Consider the following 10,159-nt stretch of genomic DNA (forward strand, 5'->3'; position numbering starts at 1 on the left):
GTCCGTGATCATTTCTGGAGGGATTGAAGCGTCCGGGTCATCGGCGGGCGGCCAACTGTCCCGGTGCGGGTCCGTGATCATTTCTGGAGAGGGATTGAAATAGGTCTGGATGTGTGAGTGGTGATTTGGGTTGGATATCGTTTCTGTGATTATTTCTGAAGGCTCGTCTGGGCTTTTTGTGGTCGAGTTGGAGTTGTGAAATCATTGTGGTGGTGCTGCTGGGGTGTCGCGGTTGTGGTGGAGTCCGTCGAGGGTTGTGGTGGTGTTCTTTATGAGCAGGTAGAGGTCGCGTTCGTCGGGGGTGTCGCTGAACGGTGAGAAACCGAAGCGTTCCCAGAAGGCGCGGGCGCGGTCATCGAGGGCGTGCACGACGGCCGCTCGGCAGGCGGCGGTCCGGTTGAGATCGACGGTCTTGGTGAGCAGGAGCCGGACGAGGACCCGACCGAGACCGTGTCCGGTGTATCGCTGGTCGACGGCGAGACGGCCGCACAGCAGCACGGGGATCTGCGTCAGCCCTCGCGCGGCAAGTGCGCCCGGCGCCCGAGAGACGTCGACGGCGCTCATCGACATCGCCACGTAGGCCACGACGCGGTCGTCGGTGTCCGCCACCACCCACGTCGCCGCGGTGTCAGCGCGGCGGCTCTGCGATGCCTGGCGTCTGAGCCAGTCGTCGAGGGAGGGCGAGCCGGAGTCGAGCTGGGTGCGGTCGTGGTGCCTGCCCAGAAGGGCCGGTCGGCGCAGCTCGGGCACGCGGTCAGTCGGCCCAGGTCACGTCGACCGGGCCGGCGAGTGCGTCGCGTAGCGCAGGGCTCGCCGTCGCTGGGCGGTCCAGCGCGTCGAGGAAGTTCTGGGCGGCTCGTGGTGGCAGGTGGACAAGGGCGCGGTCGGCGAGTACCTCGTCGGCTCGCTGCTGTGCGGCTTGGAGGACGAAGGCGGACAGCGACAGGTGCGCCGCTGCTGCGGCCTGTTCGAGATGCCGCTTGGAGGCGTCGTCGATCCGCAGTTGGAGGCGGTCCGCCTTCATCTCCGTCATGTACTCACGATGACAGTACAAGGCTGGAGTATCAATCCCGGTTCTGCCCGATGGCCACGGCTGGGGGATGCGCAGGCAGCTCATCGATCGTCGTCCTCCACGGGGCAGCGAGTAGAGCCTGTTCAGCTCGACCTTACGGATCTCACCGGCCTCGGACTGTCGATCTTCGGTGTCCGGCCGTTGGCTTGTTGTCGCTCCGGGCAGCCCAGATCATGATGCTGCGTGGCGTGCGTCACAATCGGGCGAACGGAGCTCGAGCGGGCTGTCGGCTCCGTCGTCCGTCAGTAACTGATGGATGTGATGTGACGGCTTCGGGGATACGGGTGCGCGGCGCCGGCGGTGGACGCAAGGTCGCGGCGCCGGCGGTAGGCAGGACCGGGGCGCGAGGGGATGGGGGAGCTGTATGAGGTTTCGGGTGGATGTTGCCGCCGAGGTGGACAGCATTCCGTGGCCGCAGGTGTTCAGTCCGGCACGGGGGGTTGCCTATGATCTGATCCGCGCCCAGGACGAGGCGTTGGCGGCCGAGCTGCACGATCATGGCTATGCGGGCAGTCCGCTGCGTCCGCTGGGGTTGTCCTCGCCGTGTTTTCGGGGGGCGGGCCGGCGTACGGGGGTGTACGGGGCGTCGGGTGACGGTTCGGTCTGGTTCGGTTCCCCGGTGCCGAGGGTGGCCGCGGCCCTGCTGGCGGGTGTGGCAGGACGGGCTGACATCCGCTGGGGCACGGTTCCGCTGCGGGTGCGGGGCGTGCGGTTGGAGCCGGTGCCGGACCACGGTTCGGGGGAAACCGTCTTTTCGACGGTGACGCCGGTGCTGGTGAAGTTCGAGGACCAGTTCATCCACCCCGGTCATCCGCGGTATGTGGAGCGGCTGTGCCACAACCTGCGGCACAAGGCGGACGTGCTGGGGCTGCCCGGCGAGGTCGAGGCCGAGGTGCTGTCGCACGGCTATCCGCGCAAGTTCCTGGTGCAGCGTGCGCCGCGGCACGGGAGCACCGTCCAGTTGCGGGTGCGCGCCTCGTCCACGTTGCTCGACGCTCTTTACGAATGGGGTCTGGGGCTCAACACGAACCAGGGTTTCGGCTGGATCCGATGACCGGTCTACTCGACAGGGAAACACCGCGGGCGGGCATATTACCGTTCACGCATCATCCGGTTCAACGTACCGGCGCGTGGGCGGTGGCGTTTCTCGCGGGCCGCGGCCATCCCGCTGACGTGACGCTGACGGATCTCGACGATGTCGCGGCGAAGCTGGTGCGTGACGTCGTGCGGGCCTCCACCGCGGACAAGAACCACCCGGCCTACGACTGGTGGAAGGTGCTGTACGCGCTTTTCCCGAACGCGAAGCCGACCCACGCGAGCCGTCCCCGGGACGCCGCCGTGCTCACCGGTGAGGTGGAGCGGTTCTTCGCTGTGGAACAGGCGGACGCCACGCTGCGGCCGTGCGTTTTCTGCGGTGTGCCGGCCGGGGTGCTGTGGTCGAAGTCGATGCTGCCGATGTTCGACACGACGAAGTTCCTCAACACGCTGCCGCCGCGTACCGTGGGCTGGCCGGTGTGCCGGGCGTGCCGGATCGCGGTGTGGGCGATGCCATACGGCGCCGCGGTGACAGCCGGGTCCGCGACGGTGCTGACCTGCGACAGCGACGCGGTCGAACGGGATTTCGTAGCGAAGAACCGCGAGCGCGCCGCCCGGATTCAGCAGACCGGCTTCAGTTCGCTGCCGTCGAACGCCTCACCGGAGGCGGTGACGGTGTGGGCGTTGCGAACTTACGCGACACGGCCCGACACGGAGCCCCGGCCGGTCACCACGACATTGTGGATGTTCAAGAACGACAACCAGGAGCCGTGGCTCCGTGTCACGGCCACCCGCCTCGCGGTCGTGGGATTCCTGCGGGCCCTGCCCGCGGACACCAGCGCCAACCGGGGCTGGCGGCAGCTCCAGCGCGCGTTGACCCGGCGTGCCGCGGACGGAACGGTTGCCCGCGACGGCCGTGACGCCATTGCCCGGACGTTGTTCGAGCCGGTCAACGACCAGCGGGACCGGCTGCTGTCGGAGCTGTTCAACCGCCGTGACTCGGTGGAGAAGACCTCGGCGGCGACGCTGCGGGACTGGCGGGCGTTGTCCGCGCTGTATCTGAAGGAGATGTGTGGAATGGACGCGGGTGAGCTGAAACCCGTCACCGAGCTGCTGGTCGACTGGATCACCGCGGAGAGGAATCCGCGCGGACGGTTCAACGAATACCGGCGGGTGGCCGGCAGGGCGTTCGCGCTGCAACGGCTGCTGATGGAGGCGAGTGCCCGGCTGCTGCTCGACGGCGCCCACCCGTCGGATATAACCGGAGTGACCGGGGCGCTGTTCGCCTCGAGCCCGCAGGGATGGCGGCTGCGTGGGCAGCTGTTTTTCGAGGTCGTCGCCGCGCTGGTCGCGCGCGGCGCGCAGATCGGACAGAAAAACACCGCCGACGCAGACGGGACCGATCCCGACGCCGACTCCGACGATTCCGATGCACAGGACGGGTCTCTGGTGGGCTTCGGCCCGGACCCGGACGAAGACGATGACGACAGTGACGGGGGGTACGCCTGATGGCGTTTCTGGCAGGCAAGATCGTGCTCGCGGTGGAGGCGGGCGCGCCGAACAACGGCGCTGGTGACGGGACGACCGGCCGGGTGAAGAAAACCCGGATCCGGGGCCGTGACTACCCGTATGTGTCCGCGCAGGCGTTCCGCCGGTGGCTGCGGGACACGATGACCGCCGCCGGGTCGGTGCCGTCGCCGACCGAGCGGGTCGGCAAGGCGCAGAACAAGGCGCAGAAGGCGACCACGGCCGCGGACCCGATCCGGTACGCAGACGACGACCTGTTCGGTTACATGAAGGCCACGGCGAAATCCGACAACGAGGCGACGACCGTACGGGACACCCCGTTCATGGTGGGCACGTTCCTCGCGGTCGAACCGGCACGGCCAACCGAGGACTTCGGTGTGATGTCCCGGAACATTCCCGAGCCGGTGCTGCACGCGCACGAGTTCTACACCGCCGATCTGGCCGCGCCTTTCCTGCTGGACGTCCCGCGGGTCGGCACGTTCACCCTGCCGGCGGCGAACGGCTCGGGACGGCCGAACTACCTGGACGAGAAAACCGCGCTGGGCATCGCGTCGGCGGTACAGGCCGGCGCCACCACCCAGGCGTTCCGCGGGTACACGGCGGTGCGCCTGCCGCTGGCCGCCCGCCGGGAGCGGGTCGCGGTCCTGTTCGAGGCGCTGGCGGAGCTCGCCGGCGGCGCGAAGAAGGCCCTGCACTACGGTGACCGGCTCCCGGCGCTGATCGCCGTGGTGCCGATGGCCGGCGGGGTGAACCCGCTCGGCTTCGTCATAGACGGGGCCGAGGACGGCAGCGGTCTGCAGGTCCGCGGTGAGGTGCTGCGCCGGGAACTGGCCGCCTGGCAGGGCGAATGGGAGGCGCCGGTGCTCGTCGGCTGGCGGCCCGGGTTCCGCGACGTCCTGCGCAAGCAGTTCGAGGCCGACCTCGCCGAGGAGATTGCTACCGGACAGCTGGTGGTCGACCATCCGCGGACGGTGCTGCTCGCGCTTGCCTCACGGGTCCGTTCCGGGCGGCACGACGCCTGGTTCGACGACCCGGCGCGGTGAAGCCGATGGACAGGGACAGGGACGGGGACGGGGACCGGGACGGGGACCGGGGCCGGGCCGCGGTCGAGGCCTTGCGGGTCGAGCTGTTCGCGCCGGTCGCCTCGTTCCGGGATCCGATGTTTCCCGGGGTCACCCGCTGCCTCCCGGTCCCGGCCCTGTCGACGGTGCGGGGGATGCTCGCGGCGGCCACCGGCCGTCCCGGCGAGCCGGTGCGGCTGGGCATGGCCGCGAGCGCCGCGGGCGAGGGTGTCGACCTGGAGACCTACCATCCGATCGCCGCCGACGGCGGCAATCCCGCCGTCGGCGGCCGGGTCGCGCCGGGGAAGGGCGGCGCCACCGTCCGGGAACGGCCGTTCCTCACCGGCGTGCGGGTGACCCTGTGGATCCCGGGCGCGGCCGGCCGGCGGATCGAGGCCGCGTTGCGCCGGCCGGTCTGGGGGCTGCGGCTCGGGCGTTCCCAGGACCTGGTGCACCTGCGGGGCCGGCCCCGGTGGACGGTGCTGCGCCCGGCCGCGGAGGCCGCGGTCGGCCACGCCCTGGCCCCGCCGGACGGCCACACCGCACCGCAGGCGGTATCCGTACGCCTCGCCGAGAACATCAGTACTGACCGTACATACACGACGTACGGATCGTATCTGTGGTGTCCGGCGTCCGCGGGAAAGCGGCCGGTCCACGGCGCCTACCGTGACGAGGAGACCGGCGAGGCGGTCTGGCTCCACGGCCCCGACAGCGCCGACGCCGACAGCGCCGACGCCGACGGGGCCGGCAGAGCTGGCGAGGCCGGCAGAGCTGGCGAGGCCGACAGCACCGACAGCGCCCACAGCGCCGGTACCGCTGGCACCGCCGACGGGGCCGGCGGAGCTGACAGCGCGGGCGGGACCGGTGGCTCCCGGGGCCGCGGTGAGCTCGACCAGGTGCTCGCGAAGTCCGCCACCGGCTCCGCGCTCGGGCACCCCGAAACGCTCACGGCGCACTCCGCGGCGGTACGCGACGCCGCCCGCGCGGTCGCCGACCGGATCGGCCCGGCCGGGGTGATCGCGGCGGAGCCACGGTTCTGGACATGGGTGGAGCGGGCCGCGCTGCTGCACGACGCCGGCAAGGCCGCCGCCGGCTTCCAGCGGCAGCTGCGGGTGCGCAGGGCGCCCTGGGGCGAGCGGCACGAGGTGCTCTCCCTGGCCTACGTGGACCTGCTCACCGCCGGCCAGCCCGACCGCGACCGGCTCATGACCGCCACCGGTGTCGCCTTCCATCATCGGCCGCTGACGGTCAGCGGTGGCCTCGGCGGCGGCCTGGCCGACAGCTACCCGTATGACGGCGGCTGGGAGCGCCGGTTCGGCCGCAACCCGGACGCCCTCCCCGACGAACCGCGCGTCCAGGTCACCCCGGCGCGGCACGCCGAACTGCTCGCCTGGTTCACTGGCGAGCTCACCGCCGAGCGCACGGCGGCGCCGCCGCGGCCGAACGGCCGGCGGCTGTGGCAGCGTGCCCGCGATCTGTTCATGACGACCCGGGATGCCTGGATCGAACCGGTCAGCCCGGACGCCGGCCTGCTGGCGGTGCTGCTCCAGGGCGCGGTCACCCTTGCCGACCACGCCGGCTCCGCCCATGTGCCGTTGCAGCGGCACATGCCGTTACCGCGGCGGTTCCTCGACCGGCTGCCCACACCATACGATCATCAGCGGCGGGCGGCCGCGGTCGACGGCCATCTGATCCTGACCGCGCCGACCGGCAGCGGCAAGACCGAAGCGGGCCTGGCCTGGGCGTCCACCCAGCTCGCCAGCATGCCGGGTGGGCCCCGGCTGGTGTGGGTGCTGCCCTACCGGGCGTCCATCGACGCGGCTGTCGACCGGTTCGCCCGCGATCTCGACCCGCCGCCGGGCACGGGCCTCGCGCCCGACATCGGGGTGCTGCACTCCACCGCGGCCCGCACGCTGCTCACCCGCGCGGTGGCGGAGGACTGCGCCCCCGGCGCGGACGACGCGCGCAAGGCCCGTGCCCGGGCGGGCGCCATGCGCCTGTTCGCCCAACGGGTGCGGGTCGCCACCCCGCACCAGCTGCTGCGGGCGGCCATCGCGGGGCCCCGGTACTCCTCGGTCCTGCTGGAACAGGCCAACGCCATGTTCGTCCTGGACGAGCTGCACGCCTACGACCCGGTCACCTTCGGCCGGATCTGCGCCGCGCTGCGGCTGTGGGAACGGCTCGGCAGCCGGGTCGCGGTGCTCTCCGCCACCCTCGCGCCGCCCATGGTCGAACTTGTCCGGGACAGCCTTGAGGCGCCGGTCGAGGTGGTTCCCGCCGCCGCCGGCACCGCGCCGGACCGCCACCGGCTCGTCCTCGACAACGAGCCGATCACCGCGCCCGCGAGTCTGGCGACCATCACGGGCTGGCTCGCGGAGGGACGCAGCGTCCTCGCCGTGGCCAACACCGTGAACACGGCCCAGCGGTTGTACGAGAGCCTGGCACCGGTCGCCCGCGATCTCCTGCCGGACGTGGGCGGCGGGGACGCGGCGCTGCTGCTGCATTCCCGCTTCAAAGCCCGGGACCGGGCGCGGATCGAACGGCGCATCACCGCCCGGCACCCCGAACGCGAACCCGGCCAGCCGGTTTTCCGCGGCGGCGGGCTCGTCGTGTCCACCCAGGCCCTGGAAGTGTCGCTGTGCCTGGATTTCGACCGGGGAGCCAGCGAACTCGCGCCGGTCGAGGCGGTCGCCCAACGCGCCGGACGGGTCAACCGCCGCGGACGTCACCCCGACGGCCCCGTCGAGTTCCGCGTCCATCCCGTGTCGTCCCACCTGCCCTACGAGGAGGAGGCGCTGGACGCGGCATGGGCCGCCATGCGGCGCACCGTGCTGCGGGATCCCCGGATCTCGGAGCACACGACCGGCACCTGGCTGGCGGACGTCTACGCCACCCCCTGGGGGCAACGGTGGGCCCGCGACGCCCGCGACGCCCGTGACGAGTTCGCCGCCGTTTTCCTGACCTTCCACAGGCCCTTCGAGGACCGTGGCGAATTCGCCGACGGGCTCGACCGGGGATTCGACACCGTGCACGTCCTGCACGCCGACGACGTCGAGGAATACCAGGTGCTGTCCGACCGGCGCGACGGCGACCCGCTGCTTGCCGAAGGGCTGCTCATCCCGCTTGCGTTCGGGCAGTACGCCGGTCTTCTCGGGAGAAAGCGCGTCCAGTTCCTGCGCGACCCGCGGAACTCCGCGCTGCGCCTGCCCGTCGTCGACGTGCCGTACGCGCCCGACACCGGGCTGGACCTCGCCCGCGACCAGGACCCCGCCGATCCCGGTGCGTGTTCCGCGCTCGAGGACACCGTCCTGTGAGCGATGCCGGCCCAACGGGCGAAATCAGCGATGCCGGCCCCGCCAGCCGCGCCAGCCGCGCCGGTCGTGCCAGCCGCGCCGGCCGTGAGGACGGCGGCCGCGAAAACAGCCGTGGAGACATCGGTCTCGGGGGTGGTGTTCCCGGGGCCGGCGTTCCCGGGGGCGGCGGCTCCGAGGAGGACGGCCTCGGCGGCGTGCACATCAAGTATCTGCTGCACTGCCCCCGTCAGCTCTGGCTCTACATGCGCGGCTACCGCCCGGAGGGGGCCAGCGACCTGGTCGCCTTCGGCGAGGCCGTGGACGCCACCACCTACACCCGCCGCCGCGACATCGACCTCGGCGAGGCGAGAATCGACTGGGTCACCACCGGCGCCGTCGTCCACGAGACCAAGTCCTCCCGGGCTCCCTCGCCGGATCACGAGGCGCAGGTCCGGCACTACTGCCTGCTGCTGGAACGCCGAGGGGTCCACGTACGCGGCGGGACGGTCCACTACCCGCTCATCCGCCGCACGGCCGCCGTGACCTGGGACGACCAGGCCCGCGCCGCCGCCCTGGACACCGAACGGCAGGCCCGCGCCGTCATCGAGGCGACGTCGATCCCGCCGCGGCTGGAGCGCCGGCGCTGCCGGGGATGCTCCTACACCGACTACTGCTGGGGACAGACATGAGCGCCGCCGGCCGCACCTACTGGCTGACCGAGCCCTGCCGCATCCGCCGCGAGGACAACAGCCTGCGCATCGAACGAGCCGATGCCAGCCCGGTACACATCCCGATCACCGACGTCCGCGACCTGGTCACCTTCGACCATGTCGACATCAACACGGCGGCCGTCTCCCTGCTCGGCCGGCACGGGGTGACGGTCCACGTCCTGGACCACTACGGCAACTACGCCGGCGCGCTCACCCCCGCCGAGGACATGTCCTCCGCGGCGGTGGTCCGCAGCCAGGTCACCCTCACCGCCGACGATGACCGGCGTACGGCCGTCGCCCGCGCGCTCGTCGCCACCACCGCGGCGAACGTACGGTGGGCGCTCGACACCGACCTGCTCGATCCCGCCCTGGACACCCTCAACGGCCAGCTCCCGGACTGTCACAGCGCCGGTCAGCTCATGGGGGCCGAGGGCAACTTCCGCCGTACCGCGTGGGGCGCACTCGACACGATCCTGCCACCCTGGCTGCGTCTCGCCGGCCGCACCCGCCGGCCGCCCAGCAACGCCGGCAACGCCTTCGTCAGCTATGCCAACAGCATCATCTACGCCCGCGTCCTCACCGCTCTGCGTTGCACGCCGCTGCATCCCGCGCTCGGGTTCCTGCACGCCGACACCGACCGGCGCCGCAACACCCTCGCGCTGGACCTGGCCGAACCGTTCAAACCACTGTTCGCCGAGCGCCTGCTGCGCCGCGCGGCAGCACAGAAGACGCTGCGCCCCTCCGATTTCGAGACGGACGTGGGAGCGGCCACACTCAGCCGCGAGGGCCGCAGGAAAGTCGCCACAATGATCCGGGAAGAACTCGCCACGACCGTTCAGCACCGGGGACTGCGCCGCAAGGTCTCCTACGAGGAAATCATTCATCTCGAAGCTCTCAAGATTGTCCGCCTCTGCCTGGAGGACAAGCCGTACAAGCCCTTCCGGCCGTGGTGGTGAGTCATGTTCGTCGTTCTCGTCTACGACACCGCGGCCGAACGCAACCCTCTCGTCCTGAAGACCTGCCGCAGGTACCTGCACTGGGTACAGCGCAGCGTGTTCGAAGGAGAACTGTCCGCCGCCCAGTACCGGGCGCTCCTCGCGGCCCTGCGCACCAGCCTTGATCTTGGCTATGACAGCATCCGGATCTACCGGACGCGCTCCCCGCACCTCGTGGAGACCGAGTGGCTCGGACGCGAGACGGGCAACCAGGACTCGATCCTCTAGAATAAGGATCATGGCTGTGACCAGGGGCTCTGCACTACCGCCGGACCGCTGCAAAACCCCCCTCCGCCCAGCCCCCCAACCACCCCGTGACCTGCACGTTCACCCTCGGGTCCGTGATCATCCCTGGAGGGATTGAAACACTTTCTTGGGTCGGCCCGGCTTCCCATTTGCCAGTCCGTGATCATCCCTGGAGGGATTGAAACTGGGGTACCCAAAGAGAGTGTATATTATTTCATCT

The 10,159-nt window shown here is 70.8% G+C and carries 9 protein-coding genes; 7 read left to right on the top strand and 2 right to left on the bottom strand.

The window, feature by feature from the left end:
- Positions 1 to 201 precede the first annotated feature (201 nt).
- Positions 202 to 750: a GNAT family N-acetyltransferase gene (locus NBX02_RS08165; protein ID WP_250290713.1), complete on the bottom strand. Its 549-nt coding sequence runs from the start codon at positions 748 to 750 to the stop codon at positions 202 to 204.
- A 4-nt stretch (positions 751 to 754) separates the two neighbouring features.
- Positions 755 to 1,024, bottom strand: coding sequence for a type II toxin -antitoxin system TacA 1-like antitoxin (locus NBX02_RS08170; RefSeq protein WP_250290715.1), 270 nt, complete (start codon positions 1,022 to 1,024; stop codon positions 755 to 757).
- 412 nt (positions 1,025 to 1,436) lie between these two features.
- Here NBX02_RS08170 and cas6 point away from each other — a divergent pair, with 412 nt between their 5' ends.
- The 7 genes from cas6 to cas2 all read left to right on the top strand — a co-directional run bounded on the left by cas6 (position 1,437) and on the right by cas2 (position 9,921).
- Complete coding sequence (gene cas6, locus NBX02_RS08175; protein WP_250290717.1) at positions 1,437 to 2,126, top strand: CRISPR-associated endoribonuclease Cas6; 690 nt, start codon at positions 1,437 to 1,439, stop codon at positions 2,124 to 2,126.
- A gap of 83 nt (positions 2,127 to 2,209) precedes the next feature.
- Positions 2,210 to 3,616, top strand: coding sequence for a hypothetical protein (locus tag NBX02_RS08180; protein ID WP_250290719.1), 1,407 nt, complete (start codon positions 2,210 to 2,212; stop codon positions 3,614 to 3,616).
- The gene (gene cas7i, locus NBX02_RS08185) at positions 3,616 to 4,677 is read left to right on the top strand and encodes a type I-B CRISPR-associated protein Cas7/Cst2/DevR (protein WP_250290721.1); all 1,062 of its coding nucleotides are present in this window, start codon (positions 3,616 to 3,618) and stop codon (positions 4,675 to 4,677) included. Before NBX02_RS08180 ends, cas7i begins: the two co-directional genes overlap by 1 nt.
- Positions 4,678 to 4,682: 5 nt before the next feature.
- Complete coding sequence (gene cas3 / locus NBX02_RS08190) at positions 4,683 to 8,009, top strand: CRISPR-associated helicase Cas3' (RefSeq protein ID WP_250290722.1); 3,327 nt, start codon at positions 4,683 to 4,685, stop codon at positions 8,007 to 8,009.
- A gap of 194 nt (positions 8,010 to 8,203) precedes the next feature.
- Positions 8,204 to 8,677 (top strand): CRISPR-associated protein Cas4, encoded by a 474-nt coding sequence (locus NBX02_RS08195; protein ID WP_445548319.1) that lies wholly within the window; start codon positions 8,204 to 8,206, stop codon positions 8,675 to 8,677.
- The gene (gene cas1b, locus NBX02_RS08200) at positions 8,674 to 9,654 is read left to right on the top strand and encodes a type I-B CRISPR-associated endonuclease Cas1b (protein ID WP_250290727.1); all 981 of its coding nucleotides are present in this window, start codon (positions 8,674 to 8,676) and stop codon (positions 9,652 to 9,654) included. The genes NBX02_RS08195 and cas1b overlap by 4 nt, the downstream gene beginning before the upstream one ends.
- 3 nt (positions 9,655 to 9,657) lie before the next feature.
- On the top strand, positions 9,658 to 9,921 hold the full coding sequence (gene cas2 / locus NBX02_RS08205) for a CRISPR-associated endonuclease Cas2 (protein WP_250290729.1): 264 nt from the start codon (positions 9,658 to 9,660) through the stop codon (positions 9,919 to 9,921).
- Positions 9,922 to 10,159 lie beyond the last annotated feature (238 nt).

The sequence above is a fragment of the Protofrankia sp. CiP1_Cm_nod1 genome, assembly GCF_920888515.1.
Lineage (GTDB): Bacteria > Actinomycetota > Actinomycetes > Frankiales > Frankiaceae > Protofrankia.

Bases quoted from the DNA above. Each gene is read 5' to 3' on its own strand.
- cas1b (WP_250290727.1), top strand. From the start codon at position 8,674: ATGAGCGCCGCCGGCCGCACCTACTGGCTGACCGAGCCCTGCCGCATC.
- cas3 (WP_250290722.1), top strand. From the start codon at position 4,683: ATGGACAGGGACAGGGACGGGGACGGGGACCGGGACGGGGACCGGGGC.
- cas6 (WP_250290717.1), top strand. From the start codon at position 1,437: ATGAGGTTTCGGGTGGATGTTGCCGCCGAGGTGGACAGCATTCCGTGG.
- cas7i (WP_250290721.1), top strand. From the start codon at position 3,616: ATGGCGTTTCTGGCAGGCAAGATCGTGCTCGCGGTGGAGGCGGGCGCG.
- cas2 (WP_250290729.1), top strand. From the start codon at position 9,658: ATGTTCGTCGTTCTCGTCTACGACACCGCGGCCGAACGCAACCCTCTC.
- NBX02_RS08170 (WP_250290715.1), bottom strand. From the start codon at position 1,024: ATGAAGGCGGACCGCCTCCAACTGCGGATCGACGACGCCTCCAAGCGG.